This window comes from Peptostreptococcus anaerobius 653-L, from assembly GCF_000178095.1.
GTDB classification, from domain to species: Bacteria; Bacillota; Clostridia; order Peptostreptococcales; family Peptostreptococcaceae; genus Peptostreptococcus; species Peptostreptococcus anaerobius.
Genome location: NZ_ADJN01000057.1, coordinates 1 through 18,720, shown reverse-complemented (window position 1 = coordinate 18,720; position 18,720 = coordinate 1). Strand labels below are relative to the sequence as shown.

Sequence of the window (18,720 nt, the reverse complement as noted above, 5' to 3'; positions counted from 1 at the left end):
GGGTGTAATATTATAGGCAGGAGGATATATGTCAGATACTAATGATAAAAATAAAATAAGACGAAAAACCGTTTCATCAAGAGACAAGGATCTAACTGCAGAAAATAGGTCTAGGAACTCTAGTGATGATAGAAGAGGCTTGAGAATAAAAAAGCAAGTAAGCAGTGGTTCTGGAGAGATAAACAAGAGGAGTAAATCAGGGGCTGATGTGTATGATTTTCAAAAGTATAAGAGTCGTAACAGGTCTGAGAAAAGTCATAGAGACAGGTCTGAATATGATTATAGGATGGACTACGATATAGAAGATGAATATGATGAAGAGGACAATTCTTATCATGTAGATAGGTCAAGAATTTACTATATTTTGAGAAAGGTATTGACTATAGTACTGATCATAACTGTAGTTCTTGGTTCAGCAGGATTCTTGTATGTTAGATCTATAGTTAGTGATATGCCAGTGCTGACTAAGAAGGTGGTCAGAGAATCTTATATCAATAAGCAGCCGGTTAGTTTGGACAAGATTCCAAAAGACCTTCAAAAGGCTGTAATAGCGGTAGAGGATGACTCATTTTACAAGCACAAGGGAATTAACTATAAGTCTATGTTCAGGTCATTTTTTAATAACTTGACAAGTGAGAAAAAGCAGGGTGGTTCTACTATAGATATGCAATTATCCAAGAACCTTTTGACCAGCAATGAGAGGACTATCAAGAGGAAGATACAGGATATGTATAATGCTAGGCAGTTGAATAAGATAATGACAAAGGATGAGATATTAGAGGCATATTTAAACAATATCTATCTGGGTAAATCAGCCTATGGAGTAGAATCAGGAGCCCAATTATACTTTGGAAAGAGTGTTTGGAAGTTGACTTTTGGCGAATCGACTATGCTTGCAGGCATAACCAACAATCCTGGTTTATACCAGAATTATGAACAGGCCAAGAAGAGACAGGCTGTTGTTTGTCTTAGAATGTTCAAGTTGGGCATGATAAAAGAGCACGTCTATAAGGCCCAATTATATAGGGATACACCCTTTAAATCAGAAATTGATAGATAGTGTATGAAAGCAAAAGATAAGCGTTGAGGCTAGGTTACTAACTTCAACGCTTTAATTAATATCTGTATTTATTTTTTTCTATCCTTTAATTCAAATCCGTTGACGAGAAGTGAAGCCACCTTGTCTTTTTTTACGACAGAATCGAAGTATATCTTGTTTTTTTCATCGGGATAAGTAAAGTAGCCAGAGCAAAATACTGTGTCTCCGTTTTTGTGAACACTAGTAGTGACCATATCTATGTTGCCATTTGCCTTGATTTCCTTTGCCAATAGAGACTCCACTATATCTTGGTACTTTACAGTTTCATCAGTGGAAAGCTTGGTAGATTGAGATACAAACTTTTCAGGTGGCTTGTCCAGCTCGATGATATGTGTGATTGCCAGAACCCTATATACAGCTAAAATCATAAACAATAGGAATATGACTGAGTACAGGGCTAATTGGACCTTGGACCTAGATAGATTAGTAGATTTTCTAGGTTTTTTATTTTTAGATTTTTGATTTATCTTTTCACGCATCTTGTTTATATCGTACTGAATTACCCTGTTATCATGGTGGATTAAAGGCGGTTCTGTTGGTATTTGTTTTTTGTTGGCTATTTCTCTTTTCTTTTCAGCAAAGTTGATAGTCTTACTATTTTTTTTCTTGTTGTCAGCCATTTTAAACCTCCTTATCCTCATAATAGTATCAGTTCGCTTGTATTTTTATCTAATCCAAAATACTCAAAAATAAATCTTGCATAATAATATAATTATATAAAAAAAAGCCAATTAAGTCAATAAAATAGAAGATTTAGGATAGAAAGAAAAGTTTCTTTGTGGTAAAATTATAAGTATATATTTATTATAGGGATAATATTGATAAGGCTACAGGGTGTAGCGACCAGTCGAGACAAAAATTGATATTTTTTATCGACTTTTTATTTAGTAAATTTAAATATTCAGGGGGGAATAGGCGTGATATTTATAGGCAATAGATATGAGATAACAGATAAGCCAGTATATATTGAAGAAAATAAACTCTACAATGCATATGACTCTGAAAAAAACATAAATGTAAAGATTAAAATAATTGAAAACAACAGGTATATTAGTCCAGACTTTATACCCAACCTTATAGATGAAAGTATGATATTAAATGAGCTTGGCTGTCCATATATACTTAACATTATAGATGTAGGTGTTCATAGGACAATAGACAACTTGTTATATTATATAGTATATGAGGATTTCAAGGGTGTGTCCCTGGCTACTCTTACTAGGGGGGCCTACCTACACATGGATGCCCTAATAAGAATATCCAACCAGATTGTCAAAGCCCTACAGGCCTACAATAGCATTGGCAAACACCATGGTTCACTTAAGCCAAACGATATACTTGTAGATGATAGGTATGCTATTAAAATAGCTGACTTTGGCTTTACTGAGGCAAATAGGGGGACAAATATTAGGTGTTCAGGTAACTTGAAGTACCTTTCGCCATCTCAGCTGTCTATAGACTTTACAGACATAAAAACTGACCTATACTGTTTGGGGGTCATTCTTTATGAGGCTACTTTTAAGAAGTTCCCTTTTTCAGAAGCACATACAGAGAAGCAGTTGATGAAGGTTGTCGATAGGGGAGTTATTTGGTCTAAGGTTAATCTTAATGATCAAAACTATGATTTTGTTGAGATTATAAAGAAATTATTAGAGAGAAATGATAACTTATGCTACAAGGACTACAACGAGTTGCTCCTTAGTTTGAGTAATTTTATGTATAAGACATCAAAAATTACAATAAAGGATATAGAAGAGGAATTAAAACCGGAACTTGAGGCAGTCCTACATAAGACAGGTAGAGTAAATCCAGAAGACTTTTACAAGACTAAGCAAATATACCTAAAGGATATTGAAGAAGCCTTAGAAAAACAAAAATACAAGACTATAGACAGGTCTTTAAAAGACATCAGTAAGAAGTCTCATAAGAAAGGAGCGACTCTTGCTAAGGTCGTATCACTTGCTCTAATAGTTGTAATGTTGGCAACTGTGATAATAATGGCTTTGAGGTATATTTAGTATTGACATAGATATTAGGTTAGTGATACAATGATAGAGGTCATTAGTGCGGATTTATTCGCTTTAATGGTTTTGGTGGTGTATTCCACCGGGCATAAAAATATAATTAAACACAGCAACGGGATTCTTAGAAGGTGCCAAAGAGGTTTTTTAGGAAGTAGATCGTGCTGGAAGTAAAAACCAAGGAGGAAAAATTAATGTCAGTAATTTCAATGAAGCAGTTACTAGAAGCTGGTGTACACTTCGGTCACCAGACTAGAAGATGGAACCCAAAGATGGCGAAGTATATATTCACAGAAAGAAATGGAATATATATAATCGACCTACAGAAGACAGTAAAGAAGGTTGATGAAGCATACAAGTATATGCAGGAAATCGCAGAAACTGGTAAGCCAATCCTATTCGTAGGTACTAAGAAGCAGGCTCAGGAAGCTATCAAGGATGAAGCTCAGAGATGTGGAATGTACTATGTAAACGAAAGATGGCTAGGTGGTATGTTAACAAACCACAAGACTATAAAGACTAGAATTCAGAAGCTTAGAGAACTTGAAGCTATGGAAAACGACGGAACATTCGACGTTCTTCCAAAGAAGGAAGTAATCAAGCTAAGAGCTGAAAAAGAAAAGCTAGAAAAATTCTTAGGTGGTATTAAGGATATGCCTGAACTACCAGCTGCTATGTTCGTTATAGACCCAAGAAAAGAAAATATAGCTATACAGGAAGCTCATAGATTGGGAATACCAGTAATAGGTACAGTTGATACAAACTGTGATCCAGAAGAAATCGACTATCCAATACCAGCAAACGATGATGCAATAAGAGCTATAAAGCTAATAACTGGTGCTATGGCAAATGCTGTTATCGAAGCTAGACAGGGTGCTGATGATGTAGCTGCAGAAGAAGTTGAAGCAGAAGTTGTAGAAACTGAAACTGCTGCAGAATAATTCTATTCGAGCATTAATATGAAAGCTTATGGTAAGGGCCTTGCCCTTACCATTTTGTGAATGAATGGGAGAATTCCCATATGATTAATAAATGAACTATATAAATAGTTCAAGACAAAATTATAATAAAATAACAAAATTTTTAGGAGGATTTTACAATGGCTATAACTGCTCAGATGGTAAAAGAATTGAGAGAAACTACAGGCGCAGGTATGATGGACTGTAAGAAGGCACTTACTGAAGCTGATGGTAACATGGAAAAAGCAATAGACCTATTAAGAGAAAAGGGACTTTCTAAGGCTGCTAAGAAGGCAGACAGAATCGCTGCTGAAGGTCTTGTAAATATAGAAATGAATGCAGAAGGAAATGCTGCATCTATAGTAGAAGTTAACTCTGAAACAGACTTCGTTGCAAAGAACCAGGATTTCAAGGACTTTGTAAAGGATGTTGCTCAGATGGTACTTGAAGGAGACTATGCTGATGTTCCAGCTCTTCTTGCTGCTAACCACAAGGAAGGAAAGGCACTTCAGGATGTACTAAACGATAGAATAGCTACAATAGGTGAAAAGATAGACGTTAGAAGATTTGCTAAGTTATCAGTTGATGGTAAGGTAGTAGGATATATCCACGGTGGTGGAAAGATAGGTGTTCTAGTTCAGTTAGAAACATCAGCAAACGACGAAAAGGTTGTAGCTCTTGGTAGAGATATAGCTATGCAGGTTGCTGCTATGAACCCTAAGTATATATCAAGAGACGATGTAGACAAGGATTACATAGCTCATGAAACAGAAGTTCTTACTCAGCAGGCTCTTAACGAAGGTAAGCCAGCTAACATAGTAGAAAAGATGGTTGTTGGTAGATTAAACAAGGAACTAAAGGAAGTTTGTCTATTAGACCAGGTATTCGTAAAGGATTCAGAACTTACAATATCTAAGCTAGTTGCTAAGGTTGCTAAGGAAGTTGGAGCAGATATCAAGGTAGCTGGTATGTTAAGATATGAAGTTGGTGAAGGTATAGAAAAGAAAGAAGAAAACTTTGCTGAAGAAGTAGCTAAGCAGATGAAGTAATTGTAATTAAAGAGGACACTTCTGGTGTTCTCTTTTTTTGAAGATTTTGTTAGGAGGAATAGAAATGACACAAGAGCCAATGTACAAGAGAGTGCTATTAAAAATAAGTGGAGAAGCCCTATCTGGTGGTACTGGATTTGGTATCAATAATGATGTATTAAAGGATATATCATTGGGGATAAAGGAACTAGTTGAATCTGGAGTAGAGATAGCCGTTGTAGTAGGCGGTGGTAACTTCTGGAGAGGTCGTACTAGCGAAGGAATGGATAGGACAACAGCCGACTATATAGGAATGTTGGCAACAGTTATGAATGCAATGGCACTACAGGATTCTCTAGAAAGTCTTGACGTTCCAACAAGAGTTCAGACTGGTATAGAAATGAACAAGGTTGCAGAACCATATATCAGAAGAAGAGCAGTAAGACACCTTGAAAAGGGTAGAGTAGTAATATTTGGTGCAGGTACTGGTAACCCTTATTTCTCAACTGATACAGCAGCTGCCCTTAGAGCGGCAGAGATGGAAGCAGAAGTTATCCTTCTTGCTAAGAATGTCGATGCTGTATACGACAAGGACCCTAAGGTTCATCCAGATGCTAAGAAGTTTACTCACCTAACTTATATGGAAGTTATTAACAGAGAACTAAAGGTAATGGACTCAACAGCAACTTCATTATGTATGGACAATAATATCGTAATCAAGGTATTTGAGCTATCTACAGAAAATATTATCAAAGTTGTGTATGGCGAAAATATGGGAACTATAGTAGAATAGTAGTAAGAAAATATTTTAGCGGGCTGTACTTACATATGTAAAGAACCAGCTCACATATTTAATTTTTAGGAGGAGACTTATGAAATTAGATCTTCATGTAGAATTAGAAGAACAAATGGAAAAAACGATTGAAGCTTTAAAGTTTGAGTTTGGAACAATCAGAGCTGGTAGAGCTAATGCTTCAATGCTAGATAAGGTAAGAGTGGACTACTATGGAACACCAACACCAGTAAACCAGATGGCTGCCGTTGCAGTATCAGAAGGTAGAGTACTGACAATAACACCATGGGACAAGTCAGTGATCCATGCTATAGAAAAGGCTATAAGTGATTCTGATATTGGTATAGCTCCATCAAATGATGGTTCTGTTATCAGACTTACTGTACCACAGTTAACAGAAGAAAGAAGAAAAGAACTTGCTAAGAAGGCTAACAAGGCTTCTGAATCTTTCAAGGTAAGGATTAGAAACGAAAGAAGAGATGCCAACGATAAGATCAAGAAGATGGAAAAGGCTGCTGAACTTACAGAAGACGATGCAAAAAAGGCAACTGACGAAGTTCAGAAAATGACTGACAAGTACATCAAGGTTATAGACCAGTTAACAGACGAAAAAGAAAAGGATATACTATCTGTATAAGAAGTATAGTATTTGTTTTTAGAACAATAAAAAGGACCTTTATTTTATGTTCACTCAAAATCCTATTTTGAGGTGGAGTATCATCAATAGAGGTCTTTTTTATTTTTGACATTTAGGTAATAGGAGATACCGTGCCTTCTTTCTATATACCATAGTGTTATACTATGGTATAATAATTATAAGAATATCTTTAAATAAAGGATCGGAGGAATGTATGGAAAATTTATACTATGATATAGATTTGGGAAGAGTCCCTAAGCATATAGCAATTATAATGGATGGTAATGGTAGATGGGCAAAATCAAGGATGATGCCTAGGACATATGGTCACAAGATGGGAGTTGAAACTATCAGGAAGGTAGTCAAGGAATGCTCTAGACTAGGAGTAAAATACCTTACCCTATACGCTTTTTCAACAGAAAATTGGAAGAGACCAGCAGATGAGGTAAATGCTTTAATGAGCCTACTAGTTTCTTACCTTAGAAAGGAACTGGCTGAACTTCACAAGAACAATGTAAAGATATTGACAATTGGTGATATATCTAAACTACCACAGGCTTGCATAGATGAGTTAAATAAGTCTATTGATGAGACAAAGGACAACACTGGACTAGTATTATCGTTAGCCCTTAATTATGGTTCTAGGGCAGACATCAAATCTGCAGTGACAAGAATAGCTAAGATGGTTGAGGAAGGTAAGATAAGCATTGATGATATTGATGATGAGATGATATCAAGTTCCATGTCTACAAGGAATATAGTAGACCCAGACCTTGTCATCAGGACTAGTGGTGAACAGAGACTATCAAACTTCTTATTGTGGGAAGTTGCATATTCAGAGTTTTATTTTACAGACAAGCATTGGCCTGATTTTGATGAAGAGGCACTTCAAGAGGCAATATACAATTATCAGGCAAGAGATAGAAGATTTGGAAATGTGAAATAGGGGTGGTTTTTATGAAACAAAGAATAATTTCATCTTTAATTATGTTACCCTTGCTGGTATTTTTGTATGTAGGTGGGGGCCCATTATATTGTATAGGGCTAGTTGTCATGGCTATAGGACTACACGAATTTTACACAGCCTTTAACAATATAGGACACAGCCCAATCAAGGAATTGGGTTACCTATATGCAATTATGATATTTTTGATAAATATATTTTCATGGAATAAGGAATCCTATGCTGTTGGAATGTATTTGACATTTGTTATAGGAATAGTGTATGTACTTCTGCATAGGGCAGATGTTATGGATCTTATAATTACTTTTTCAGGTATTTTCTATGTATGCCTATGCTTTAACTATATTATCAGATTGTTTGATATGGGCGAGAAGGGATACTTGTATGTATGGCTGATATTTATAATTTCATTTGCAACTGATATATTCGCTTACTTTATAGGTAGGAGATTTGGTAGCCATAAACTAATACCATCAGTTAGCCCTAAGAAGACAATAGAGGGCAGCATGGGTGGTGTTGTCGCTAGTGTGGTATTTAGTGTCTTATTTGGCTTGATCTTCAAGTTGCAGATAGGTCCTATATTCCTTGTGGGCTTGTTGGGTAGCGCAGTAGCCCAGATGGGAGACTTGATAGCATCATCTATCAAGAGATATGTTGGCATCAAGGACTTTGGCAGACTTATACCAGGTCATGGTGGTATACTTGACAGGTTTGACAGTGTATTATTAGTAGCGCCTTATGTTTATCTAATACTATCATTATTTGCTGTATAGGCTAGAATATGGAGGAAATATGTATAATAAAAAGCTTGTTGTAAGTATTTTAACTTTAACATTAGTATTTTCACTAGCGTCTTGTACCAAGAAACTCGACAAGGATTCGGGTGATTCACAGACAAAGAAAGAAAGCAGAACGGATAAGGGTAAAACTATAGGTATCAATCCGGAACTTGTCAATAAGGACGGAGATACCATAGAAAAGAGATATAATCCTCCTAAGGGCTATAAGAGAGTCAAGGCAGATAAGTATACATTTACAAATTTTGTAAGAAATGAAAAGCTCAAGCCTTATGGACAAAAATCCATATATTATAATGGAAAGCCCAAAAAGTCTGAGGGGGTCTATGATGCAGTATTCGATGTAGATTTAGAAGGCAAAAATATACTCCATTGTGCAGATTCATGCTATAAGTTTAGGGGAGATTACCTATATTCTATAGGCAGATATGACAAGATGAAATTCCATTTTGTAGGCAAGGGTATAGCCGACTTTGATAAGTACACAAAAGGCTACAGGGTAGACCCGGAGACGGGAGAGTACTTCCTGATGGGTGAAAAATCGTCCGATACCAAAGTGTACAAGAAATTTATGGATACTGTCTATATATACTCATCGACAATATCCCTAGTAGAGGATACAAAAAAGGTTAAGATTGATGATATAAGAGTTGGAGATATATTCCTAAAAGATGGAACACCTGGCTCTAAGAGGGTGGGACACGCCATAACAGTAGTTGATATGGCTGAAAACTCAAGGGGAGATAAGGCTTTTATGCTGGCTCAGTCATATATGCCAGCCCAGCAACCACAGATATTAGTAAATAAAAACAATGATGAAATAGGACCTTGGTACTCGCTAAAAGAAGTCAAGGAAATGGGTAAACTAAAGACACCTCAGTGGACATTTGAATTAGACCAGTTAGCTAGGTTTAATTAACTTATATATTTTTAGTTATGTATTTTTTAAATGGGGACTTTAAGTCTTCTTATGCAATTGCTCATAGTATTTAGTACATCATATACTACTTTCGCTAAAAATTCAATGCCTGCTCATGCAGGCTAGGTCGTTTTTTAACGCTTAAGTTAGTATTGATGTACTTGAAATACTACTTTATATTGCAAATAGAAGATCTTAAAATCCCCATTTATAATTTATCTATTTCTTCGAGAAGGGTACTAACAATCTCATCCTCAGGAATTCTTTTTACAATCTCTCCTTTTTTGAAGAGAAGTCCCATTCCGTCTCCACCGGCAACTCCTATATCTGCTTCTCTTGCTTCACCTGGGCCATTTACTGCACAACCCATGACTGCAACTGTGATATCTTTTTCTATGTCTTCGATTTCTTTTTCTATCTGACCTGCAAACTTGATAAGGTCTATATTACACCTACCACATGTTGGGCATGATACAATCTTTATCTTGTCATTTAATAGGCCGATACTTCTTAGGATCTGCTTTCCTACCTTGATTTCCTCTCTTGGATCTCCTGTAAGCGATATCCTGATTGTGTCACCTATACCATCTACCAATAGACTTCCAACACCTATTGAAGACTTTATAGTTCCCTTTTCAACTCCTCCTGATTCTGTGATACCCAAGTGTAGTGGATAGTCAACCTTTTCTGACATCAACCTATAGGCTTCAACAGACTTTCTAATATCAGAATTTTTTAGGGAGATAACTATATCATGAAAATCTAGGTCCTCTAGAATTTTTATATGACCTAGGGCAGATTCTACCATGGCCTCTGGACAAGCATGACCGTATTTTTCAAGTATTGATTTTTCTAGTGAACCGCCATTTACGCCTATCCTAATAGGTATATTTTTGGCTTTACATGCATCAACAACAGCCTTTGTCCTATCTATATCACCAATGTTACCAGGATTGATACGTATTGCGTCTATACCTTGCTCAACAGCTTCAAGGGCTAGTCTATAGTTAAAGTGTATGTCTGCAACTATAGGTATATTTGTAGCAGCCTTTATAGTTCCTATTGCCTTGGCAGCAGTTAGGTCTGGTACGGCTATTCTCACTATGTCGCATCCTACTTCCTCAAGGGCTAGTATCTGGTCTATTGTAGCCTGAGGGTCTCTTGTATCGCTAGTAGTCATTGACTGGACTGCGATTGGATTATCTCCACCTATTTTAATAGAGCCTATATTTACAACTCTAGTTTTCCTTCTTTTATATGTCATAACATATTCCTTTCTATAATTACATATATATCTTGATAAAAATTTGGTCATCTATACGACAACAATAAGTAATATACCCAAGTTATCTATAGATGACCAATTTTTTTTATTTAAAGAATATCCTTAAAATATCCTTGTATGTTATAAATAGCATAAAGCTAAGTAGGAAGACAAGTCCACCTGCATTTATGTATCCTTCTACCTTGGCTGGAAGTTTTTTACCCTTCCTAAGGGCCTCAAGTAGGAGTATCAAGATTCTCCAACCGTCTAGGGCTGGTATAGGGAGTAGGTTCATGATGCCTATGTTTAAACTTATTATGGCAGTCAAGTACAATACATTGACAAAACCATTTGTGGCGGCATTTGATACCATATTTATTACACCTACAGGACCTGATAGCGAGTCTACTATTTTATTAGACAACTGTCCGGTTACAAGCTTCCATAAAAATTCTAACATACCCTTTCCAACACTATAGGTAGTAGTGAAAGAGTACTTTACTATGGCAAGAGGATTGTTCTTTTTGTATTGAGAAGTGACACCTATTTGGTATCTTCCCTGGGTTGAAATAGGCTTGATATTTGTAGACATCAATTTCTGATTTCTCTTGTATTCAAGTTTCATTTCCTTTCCCTTTGATTGGTTGACAATCTTTGTCAAGTCTTCGAATGAGTCAACCTTCTTGCCATCAAGGCTTATAATCTGGTCATCCTTTCTTATACCACTAGTATAGGCTGGCATATTTTTAGGTACTTGATCAACATAGTTAGATGGAGTACCCATGACAGCATACACAGGTAGGAGTAGCAGTATACAAAGAACAATATTGGCTATCGGTCCTGCCAGTATAGTCTTGAGCCTTTCTACGATTGTTTTCTTTTCAAAAGAATTTGGGTCATCTGATTCTTCGTCTTCACCCTCCATAGCTACGAAACCACCTATAGGAAGTAGTCTAAGAGAGTATTTTATTCCTTCTTTTTCTTTCTCATATATTGTAGGCCCCATGCCTATAGAGAATTCGTGTATTGTTACTCCAGCTCTTTTAGCGAAGTAAAAGTGTCCTAGTTCGTGGAAAAATACTATAAATCCAAAAACTAAGAGTGCTACTAGTATGTTCATATTTCACCTTCCTCAATTTTTAAATTATTTATATTTGTTATTATGCTAGTATACCATTTAGATAGACTCTAGTCCATAGGTCTATATCTAAGATATCTTCTAGACTTGGATTAGCTATATATTTGTGGCTTTTGATTGCCATATCAATATACTTAGGTATATCGTAGTAGCCGATTTTGTCTTTTAGGAACATATCAACAAGCACCTCGTTGGCAGAGTTTAGGACTGCGCAATCAGTACCACCATGTTCTAGGGCTTCATAGGCCAGTCTCAGGCAAGGGAATACTTCAAGGTCTGGCTTTTCAAAGCTCAGGCTTGCCACTTCAAATAAGTCAAGTCTTTCAAAATCGCTATCCAACCTATTTGGATAGGTAAGTGCATACTGGATAGGAACTCTCATATCAGGGCAACCTAGTTGGGCAATAACACTTGAGTCTTTGAATTGAACCATTGAGTGGACTATACTCTGAGGGTGGACGTGTACAACTATGTCCTTGGCATCTACATCAAATAACCACCTTGCTTCTATAACTTCTAAACCTTTATTCATAAGGGTAGAAGAGTCTATAGTTATTTTTTGTCCCATTGTCCAATTTGGGTGTTTAAGGGCATCTTCTTTTTTGACATTTATAAGGTCTTCTTTTGATTTACCCCTAAAAGGACCACCTGATGCAGTTAAAAGAATTTTATCAATTTTATTGTTTTCTTCACCATTTAGGCATTGGAAAATGGCACTGTGTTCTGAGTCAACTGGAAGTATTTTAGAACCATACTTCTTTGCGGCTTCCATGACTAGTTTACCTGCTGTAACCAATGTTTCCTTGTTTGCCAAAGCTATATCTGTAGAGTTTTTGATAGCTTCCATTGTAGGTACTAGACCTATCATTCCTACTACAGCAGTTACAAGCGTATCTATAGATTTTGAAGATGCTATTTTAATCAGTCCTTCAAGACCTTGGTAGACCTCTATACCTATTAGGTCCTGGTCTATGGTCTTTATAACTTGGAACCTTTCATAGGCATCCTTGTCGAAAATAGTTGCTATAGATGGTCTAAACTCCTTTATTTGATCTATAAAAAGGTCTAGGTTTTTATTTGTGGATATACCTTCAACCTCAAACAAGTCTGGTTTTTTTCTTACAACATCGAGTGTTTGAGTACCGATTGAGCCAGTTGAACCCAATATTGAAATTAACTTTTTTCTATTATTATCACTTTTATTAAGCATATACTCACATCCATTCTTATAATTAAATCTAATTGAGTAATCCTATAGGTCATGATAAGAGTCTTATTGAAGATTTATGGTATACAACCTATATATTTACTATAAAATTATAGCATAAAAAACATATGTATAGCTTAAATCTTGGTATTTTTAGAAGATAGATAAAAAATATTATTATTTTTTTAAAAATATAGCATAGACCTAGTATTATAAGCTATAGCAAAAATAAAAATTATATATAATGCATAATAAAAATTTAGCATTTTGCTAAACAATATACTTTGTTTGTCTTGACACGATATAAAATTAGGCTTACTATATCAGTAAGATAAGCATTAGAAAGGGGGTACATATGTTTAAGATTGAGAATACTCAAAGAATATTGAACGATATAGAAGAAACTAAGAGTCAGCAAGTTACAATTAGGAAGAAAAATGAAAGGTTTTTGAATATATCCCCCTCAAATTTTATCAAATCAGTAGATAAAATATATTCTAAAAAGGCCTTGATACCTTTTAGGATGATAGAAATGATGGACAAAAACAATAAGATCAATGCCAGACTTGAAGATTTGGCAAAAGACCTAGATTATCCAAAGACGAGCCTTTCACTGGCAATCACTGAATTTAGAAAGGGTGATTTTATGAAGAAGGAAAGAAATGGAGTGTATATGATAAATCCCCTGGTGTCATATAGGGGGTCAAAATATGAAAGAGATAAATTGATTAAAGACTACAACAAAATAGAAGATAAATTGAGGGAAGGAGAGTGATGTAGATGTCCATAAACTTAGATAGAAATATAATGAAGTGGTTTGACGAACTGTTCGAAAAAAATCTAATGACTATAAGTATTGACGATTTCGTATGCTCTTTGTTGGACACTAAGAACAATGTGGATTTGGATGCTAGGGCTAATGCAGATTTGACAAGGAAGAATAAGGCTGAAATAGACACTAAAATAAGTCTCAATAGGGCAAATCATATATATTGGACAATAGATATTAGCCTACCCTACAAATATATTAGAAGATTGAGGGACAATGTCCATCCCTTGTTTGGCGGTTATGTATATGAGGAAATATCAATTTATGAAGATCAAGAAAAGTATAGGCAGCTAAACACATGGCTACAAGATCTTTATAATTCTGTCTTGGATTATAGCTACAGTGATATTAAAAGAGCATATGTCTTATCCTATAGACAAGAGTTTTTGAATATGTGTAGTAATGTAGGCATAGGTCAAAAAGTGCTTATAGACAAGGACTTGGTATTTTGTCCTATAAACCAAGATAAGGTAAAATTCACAAATTTGGATGAGAGTATAGACCTAAATCTCATGTACAATTCGTCTATAGGAGAGTCTCTAATAGACAGTTTGTTAGACCTTAGTAGGTCAATAATTATTAGGAGGAATGAATAAATGAACGCAGATAAAATGACATTAAGAGTACAAAATGCTTTAAACGAAGCCTTTAACATAGCAGTAAGCAATAACAACCAACAGTTAGAGCCAATTCATCTACTGTCAGCCTTGATGGTCCAGGAGGATGGGCTAATAGGTAGTATAATAGATAAGATGGGAATAGACAGAACTAGTATCCAGAATGATATAGATGATGAAGTCTCAAAATTACCTAAGGTTACAGGTGATGGTGTAAATGTAACAGCTAGTGTTAAGATAAACAAGATCCTTATAGAGGCAGAGAAAATATCAGGTGAATTCAAGGATTCATATATCAGTGTCGAGCATCTTTTCTTGGCTATGATAAATCTTGAATCTTCAAAGGGATTATCGACATCAAATGTAGGAAAAATATTAAAAAAATATAGGATAGACAAGCAGTCTTTCTTGGCTGTTTTACATGAAATCAGGGGTAACCAAAGGGTTGATAGTCAAGACCCTGAGGGCACATATGATGCCCTATCAAAATACGGTACCAACCTAGTCAAGAGGGCTATGAACAACAAGTTAGACCCAGTTATAGGTAGGGATGACGAGATTAGAAGAGCCATAAGAATATTATCCAGAAGAACAAAGAACAACCCTGTACTTATTGGTGAACCAGGTGTTGGTAAGACAGCCATTGTTGAGGGTCTAGCCCAGAGAATTGTAAAGGGCGATGTTCCAGAGGGATTAAAGGATAAGATTGTATTTTCTCTAGATATGGGTTCTTTGATAGCAGGAGCCAAGTACAGGGGAGAGTTTGAAGAGAGGTTAAAGGCAGTCCTTAAAGAAGTAGAGGCGTCTGAAGGTAAGATAATACTATTTATAGACGAGATACATACAATTGTAGGTGCTGGTAAGACTGAAGGATCTGTGGATGCAGGTAACCTAATAAAACCAATGCTTGCAAGAGGGGAACTAAATTGTATAGGAGCAACTACATTTGACGAATATAGAAAGTATATAGAAAAAGACAAGGCCCTTGAAAGAAGGTTCCAACCAGTTATAGTAGACGAACCGAGTGTAGAGGATACAATATCTATACTTAGAGGTCTTAAGGAAAAATTTGAAATCCATCATGGTATTAGAATACATGACAATGCGATAGTTGCAGCTGCTAAGTTATCAGATAGGTATATACAGGATAGGTTCTTACCTGACAAGGCTATAGACCTTATAGACGAAGCTGGTGCCATGATTAGAACAGAGATAGACTCATTACCTACTGAGCTTGATATTGTAAGAAGAAGGTTATTTACATTAGAGACAGAAAGAGAAGCCCTAAAGTTAGAGAATGATGACAAGTCAAAGGCTAGACTTGAAGAACTTGAAAAAGAATTGGTCACTTTAAGAGAAGAAAATGACGATATGACTGCAAAATACGAAAAGGAGAAGTCTAGGTTGACAGGAGCCAAGGACATCAAGCAGGACCTAGATGACGCTAAAGCCCTTGCTGAGAAGTATGAAAGAGAGGGTGATTTTAACAAGGCTGCAGAGTTGAAGTATGGTAAAATACCTAAGTTAGAGGAAGAGTTAAGGCTGATAGAAGAAAATATAGACAGCAATGAAGAATACAGCCTATTAAAGCAAGAGGTAACTGAAGAAGAGATTGCTGATATAATATCTAAATGGACTGGTATACCGATTAAGAAACTAGTTGAAAGTGAAAAAGAAAAACTATTAAGACTAGAGGACAAACTCCATGAAAGAGTCATAGGTCAGGATGAACCGGTTAGGGCTGTATCAGATGCTATATTGAGGTCTAGGGCAGGACTAAGTGACCAGAATAGACCACTCGGATCATTTATATTCCTAGGTCCAACAGGTGTAGGTAAGACAGAACTTGCCAAGACCCTAGCAAGAGAGTTATTTGATTCAGAGGACAGCATAATTAGACTAGATATGTCAGAGTATATGGAAAAGCACAGTGTATCAAGACTAGTTGGACCACCTCCAGGATATGTAGGATACGAAGAGGGTGGACAACTTACAGAGGCTGTTAGGAGAAAGCCATACTCAGTAATCCTATTTGACGAGATAGAAAAGGCCCATGATGATGTATTCAATATGTTCCTACAAATACTAGACGAAGGTAGGCTAACTGACAACAAGGGTAAGACTGTAGACTTTAAGAATACTCTTATAATAATGACTTCAAATATAGGTAGCGATATCTTGTTGGAGTCTAAGGGCAAGATAGATGAGTCAGTTCAAAAGAGTGTAATGGATATAATGAAGTTTAAGTTTAAACCTGAATTTTTGAACAGGGTCGACGATATCATAATGTTCAAGCCTTTGATGAAGGAAGAGGTCAAGAAGATAATAGATATATTCTTTGAGTCAATCAAATCAAAGCTTAAAGAGAGGGATATCGAAATTGAGATAACTGATGAGGCAAAAGACTTTATAGTTGATATAGCCTATGATCCAGTCTATGGTGCAAGACCACTTAAGAGATACATAAACTCTAATCTTGAAACTAAACTTGCAAAGGCTATAATCAGTGGACAGATCAAAGCCCATACAAAAGTTAAGGTCGATAAATTAGGAGAAGATATACAAATAGTTTAAATTTAGTGGACCAAAAATATATTTAATAAATTAATTAAGCAAATAGTAGGTTTTGACTTTAAAATAGCCCCTGAACTGTGTGATGGGGCTATCTTTATTTATAAAAACAGGAAAATAGATTGAAATTATTGAGAGAATAGATTAATATATTAAAATCTTTAATGGAAAAAATCAGAATAAGTGTTAATGAATAGACAAAAACAGGCTAAATAAAATTTTTTTTGTATTAAATTTGGATAATGTTGGGTATGCACCCAATTAAATTTAAACAAAACGTTTTTTTAGACAGAATTATCAGAAAAAATGGGTTAAATATATAAGGACAAAATTCTCAAACTATTGCTCTAATACATTGACCTTACGACAAGGCCTTAATATATTAAAGTAGAAAACCTTATCATGAAAATTTTATTGTTTATTTTTACTTTGTTATTAAAAAATATAATTTAAAGAATTGTTTGACAATACTGTTAATTGATTGTATACTAATACTGTACTAATAAATATGTAAAATTTTTAAGGAGGATTAAAAAAATGAAGATTAAGATGAAAGACATCGTAGTTATCGGTTTTGCACTATTTGCAATGTTTTTCGGAGCCGGTAACCTTGTTTTCCCGCCATACCTTGGTGTACTTGATGGTACGAAGTGGTTTATAGGATTTATAGCCTTCCTATTTGCAGATGGTGGACTTGCTTTACTAGGTGTTATAGCAATGACTAGGACGGGAGGAGATTTGGATGCCCTATATAGTAGAGCTGGTAAGAAGATTGGATTGGTAATAGGTACAGCATCAATTCTATGTATAGGACCGTTCCTAGCTATACCTAGAACAGCAGCTGTTACATTTGAGGTTGGTATCAACCCAGTGTTTGGAGATAGTTTTAGCCCAGTGGTATTTTCAATAATATTCTTTGCTATAACATTATTCCTAACAATCAAACCTTCAAAGGTTGTAGATATAGTTGGACAGTTCCTTACTCCAGCACTTCTAATATGTCTTGCAGTGTTAATAGTTAAGGGTATAATAAGCCCACTTGGAACTCCATTAGAGAGAACACTAGTAGACAATGTTGTTGTAAAGGGTATATATGATGGTTATCAGACGATGGACGCAATGGCTTCTTGTATATTTGCAGGTATAGTAATCAGTTCTGTTAAGGCAAAGGGATATACAGACCAAGGCTCACTCGTAAAAGCTACATTATACGCAGGTATTGTTGCAGTTGCTGGTCTAGCATTTGTATATGGTGGTCTTACATACTTAGGTGCTACTGTATCTCCAATGTTTGATGACACAGTTGGTAAATCAGCTCTTATAATATCTATAACAGAATCTATACTTGGTGGACCAGGTAAGGTTATATTAGCAATAATAGTTGCTCTTGCCTGTCTAACTACATCAATAGGTCTTACTTCAGCTTGTGGTAACTACTTCAGAGATATAACAGGCGGTAAACTTAAATATGAAAGAACAGTTATAGTTGTTTGTATATTCTCAGCTATAGTTTCTAATCTAGGACTAGATAAGATTATATCTATGGCAGTGCCAATCCTACTAACCGTATATCCAGCAGTTGTTACTTACATCATATTTGGATTGTTTAATGACAAGATTAGTAACGACAATATATTCAAGTTTGCTATATGGGTTGCAGTTGTACTTGGATTATTGTCAGCTCTTCCAGCAGTTCCAGGACTAGCAGATAACGCATCTATCCAGGCAATGGGTGCAAAATTAAATGCATTCCCAGGTGGAGAATTCGGATTCTTCTGGATAATACCAGTTGCTGTAGCTGGACTAGTAGGTAAGTTCGTACCTTCAAAGGTTAAGGCATAGTAGAAGATTAAATTTATAATAAAAGGGGTGGTTAA

Annotated in this window: 17 protein-coding genes; 13 read left to right on the top strand and 4 right to left on the bottom strand. The window is 35.7% G+C overall.

Annotation, left to right across the window (positions count from 1 at the left end; all coding sequences use genetic code 11):
• Positions 1 to 28: 28 nt before the first annotated feature.
• On the top strand, positions 29 to 1,060 hold the full coding sequence (locus HMPREF0631_RS06630) for a biosynthetic peptidoglycan transglycosylase (protein WP_002844097.1): 1,032 nt from the start codon (positions 29 to 31) through the stop codon (positions 1,058 to 1,060).
• A gap of 68 nt (positions 1,061 to 1,128) precedes the next feature.
• Here the strand turns inward: HMPREF0631_RS06630 and HMPREF0631_RS06625 are convergent, their stop codons facing one another.
• Positions 1,129 to 1,719, bottom strand: coding sequence for a hypothetical protein (locus tag HMPREF0631_RS06625; RefSeq protein ID WP_002844102.1), 591 nt, complete (start codon positions 1,717 to 1,719; stop codon positions 1,129 to 1,131).
• A gap of 297 nt (positions 1,720 to 2,016) precedes the next feature.
• On the opposite strand from HMPREF0631_RS06625, the gene HMPREF0631_RS06620 reads away from it, so the two are divergent.
• From HMPREF0631_RS06620 to HMPREF0631_RS06585, 8 genes are all read left to right on the top strand, one after another.
• On the top strand, positions 2,017 to 3,117 hold the full coding sequence (locus HMPREF0631_RS06620; protein ID WP_002844065.1) for a protein kinase domain-containing protein: 1,101 nt from the start codon (positions 2,017 to 2,019) through the stop codon (positions 3,115 to 3,117).
• 197 nt (positions 3,118 to 3,314) lie between these two features.
• Positions 3,315 to 4,061, top strand: a complete 747-nt coding sequence (rpsB, locus tag HMPREF0631_RS06615) for a 30S ribosomal protein S2 (protein ID WP_002844082.1) — start codon at positions 3,315 to 3,317, stop codon at positions 4,059 to 4,061.
• A gap of 158 nt (positions 4,062 to 4,219) precedes the next feature.
• Positions 4,220 to 5,128, top strand: a complete 909-nt coding sequence (gene tsf, locus HMPREF0631_RS06610) for a translation elongation factor Ts (RefSeq protein WP_002844025.1) — start codon at positions 4,220 to 4,222, stop codon at positions 5,126 to 5,128.
• Between the two features lie 64 nt (positions 5,129 to 5,192).
• A complete protein-coding gene (pyrH, locus tag HMPREF0631_RS06605; protein ID WP_002844026.1) occupies positions 5,193 to 5,900 on the top strand; it encodes a UMP kinase in 708 nt (235 codons plus the stop codon).
• 79 nt (positions 5,901 to 5,979) lie between these two features.
• Positions 5,980 to 6,537: a ribosome recycling factor gene (frr, locus tag HMPREF0631_RS06600; RefSeq protein ID WP_002844086.1), complete on the top strand. Its 558-nt coding sequence runs from the start codon at positions 5,980 to 5,982 to the stop codon at positions 6,535 to 6,537.
• A 214-nt stretch (positions 6,538 to 6,751) separates the two neighbouring features.
• Positions 6,752 to 7,483 carry an isoprenyl transferase gene (locus HMPREF0631_RS06595; protein WP_002844087.1) on the top strand — a complete coding sequence of 244 codons (732 nt, stop codon included), beginning with the start codon at positions 6,752 to 6,754 and terminating at the stop codon, positions 7,481 to 7,483.
• 11 nt (positions 7,484 to 7,494) lie between these two features.
• Positions 7,495 to 8,274: a phosphatidate cytidylyltransferase gene (locus tag HMPREF0631_RS06590; protein WP_002844069.1), complete on the top strand. Its 780-nt coding sequence runs from the start codon at positions 7,495 to 7,497 to the stop codon at positions 8,272 to 8,274.
• Positions 8,275 to 8,293: 19 nt separating this feature from the next.
• Positions 8,294 to 9,217 carry a DUF4846 domain-containing protein gene (locus tag HMPREF0631_RS06585; RefSeq protein ID WP_002844067.1) on the top strand — a complete coding sequence of 308 codons (924 nt, stop codon included), beginning with the start codon at positions 8,294 to 8,296 and terminating at the stop codon, positions 9,215 to 9,217.
• A 208-nt stretch (positions 9,218 to 9,425) separates the two neighbouring features.
• Here HMPREF0631_RS06585 and ispG read toward each other — a convergent pair whose 3' ends face one another.
• From ispG to HMPREF0631_RS06570, 3 genes are all read right to left on the bottom strand, one after another.
• The gene (ispG, locus tag HMPREF0631_RS06580; protein ID WP_002844051.1) at positions 9,426 to 10,481 is read right to left on the bottom strand and encodes a flavodoxin-dependent (E)-4-hydroxy-3-methylbut-2-enyl-diphosphate synthase; all 1,056 of its coding nucleotides are present in this window, start codon (positions 10,479 to 10,481) and stop codon (positions 9,426 to 9,428) included.
• Positions 10,482 to 10,587: 106 nt separating this feature from the next.
• Positions 10,588 to 11,601 (bottom strand): RIP metalloprotease RseP, encoded by a 1,014-nt coding sequence (gene rseP / locus HMPREF0631_RS06575; RefSeq protein WP_002844034.1) that lies wholly within the window; start codon positions 11,599 to 11,601, stop codon positions 10,588 to 10,590.
• 40 nt (positions 11,602 to 11,641) lie between these two features.
• Positions 11,642 to 12,829, bottom strand: a complete 1,188-nt coding sequence (locus HMPREF0631_RS06570; RefSeq protein ID WP_002844114.1) for a 1-deoxy-D-xylulose-5-phosphate reductoisomerase — start codon at positions 12,827 to 12,829, stop codon at positions 11,642 to 11,644.
• Between the two features lie 352 nt (positions 12,830 to 13,181).
• Between HMPREF0631_RS06570 and HMPREF0631_RS06565 the strand changes: the two genes are divergently transcribed.
• The 4 genes from HMPREF0631_RS06565 (at position 13,182) to brnQ (ending at position 18,685) form a co-directional block, all read left to right on the top strand.
• Entirely contained in the window at positions 13,182 to 13,601 is a 420-nt protein-coding gene (locus HMPREF0631_RS06565) for a replication/maintenance protein RepL (protein ID WP_002844104.1), read from the top strand.
• A gap of 5 nt (positions 13,602 to 13,606) precedes the next feature.
• Positions 13,607 to 14,251 (top strand): hypothetical protein, encoded by a 645-nt coding sequence (locus HMPREF0631_RS06560; protein ID WP_002844103.1) that lies wholly within the window; start codon positions 13,607 to 13,609, stop codon positions 14,249 to 14,251.
• The gene (clpB, locus tag HMPREF0631_RS06555; protein WP_002844048.1) at positions 14,252 to 16,846 is read left to right on the top strand and encodes an ATP-dependent chaperone ClpB; all 2,595 of its coding nucleotides are present in this window, start codon (positions 14,252 to 14,254) and stop codon (positions 16,844 to 16,846) included.
• 534 nt (positions 16,847 to 17,380) lie between these two features.
• Positions 17,381 to 18,685, top strand: a complete 1,305-nt coding sequence (brnQ, locus tag HMPREF0631_RS06550) for a branched-chain amino acid transport system II carrier protein (protein WP_002844061.1) — start codon at positions 17,381 to 17,383, stop codon at positions 18,683 to 18,685.
• Positions 18,686 to 18,720: the final 35 nt, after the last annotated feature.

Coding starts and splice junctions, on each gene's coding strand:
- HMPREF0631_RS06630 (WP_002844097.1), top strand. CDS start 29: ATGTCAGATACTAATGATAAAAATAAAATAAGACGAAAAACCGTTTCA.
- HMPREF0631_RS06625 (WP_002844102.1), bottom strand. CDS start 1,719: ATGGCTGACAACAAGAAAAAAAATAGTAAGACTATCAACTTTGCTGAA.
- rpsB (WP_002844082.1), top strand. CDS start 3,315: ATGTCAGTAATTTCAATGAAGCAGTTACTAGAAGCTGGTGTACACTTC.
- tsf (WP_002844025.1), top strand. CDS start 4,220: ATGGCTATAACTGCTCAGATGGTAAAAGAATTGAGAGAAACTACAGGC.
- pyrH (WP_002844026.1), top strand. CDS start 5,193: ATGACACAAGAGCCAATGTACAAGAGAGTGCTATTAAAAATAAGTGGA.
- frr (WP_002844086.1), top strand. CDS start 5,980: ATGAAATTAGATCTTCATGTAGAATTAGAAGAACAAATGGAAAAAACG.
- HMPREF0631_RS06595 (WP_002844087.1), top strand. CDS start 6,752: ATGGAAAATTTATACTATGATATAGATTTGGGAAGAGTCCCTAAGCAT.
- HMPREF0631_RS06590 (WP_002844069.1), top strand. CDS start 7,495: ATGAAACAAAGAATAATTTCATCTTTAATTATGTTACCCTTGCTGGTA.
- HMPREF0631_RS06585 (WP_002844067.1), top strand. CDS start 8,294: ATGTATAATAAAAAGCTTGTTGTAAGTATTTTAACTTTAACATTAGTA.
- ispG (WP_002844051.1), bottom strand. CDS start 10,481: ATGACATATAAAAGAAGGAAAACTAGAGTTGTAAATATAGGCTCTATT.
- rseP (WP_002844034.1), bottom strand. CDS start 11,601: ATGAACATACTAGTAGCACTCTTAGTTTTTGGATTTATAGTATTTTTC.
- HMPREF0631_RS06570 (WP_002844114.1), bottom strand. CDS start 12,829: ATGCTTAATAAAAGTGATAATAATAGAAAAAAGTTAATTTCAATATTG.
- HMPREF0631_RS06565 (WP_002844104.1), top strand. CDS start 13,182: ATGTTTAAGATTGAGAATACTCAAAGAATATTGAACGATATAGAAGAA.
- HMPREF0631_RS06560 (WP_002844103.1), top strand. CDS start 13,607: ATGTCCATAAACTTAGATAGAAATATAATGAAGTGGTTTGACGAACTG.
- clpB (WP_002844048.1), top strand. CDS start 14,252: ATGAACGCAGATAAAATGACATTAAGAGTACAAAATGCTTTAAACGAA.
- brnQ (WP_002844061.1), top strand. CDS start 17,381: ATGAAGATTAAGATGAAAGACATCGTAGTTATCGGTTTTGCACTATTT.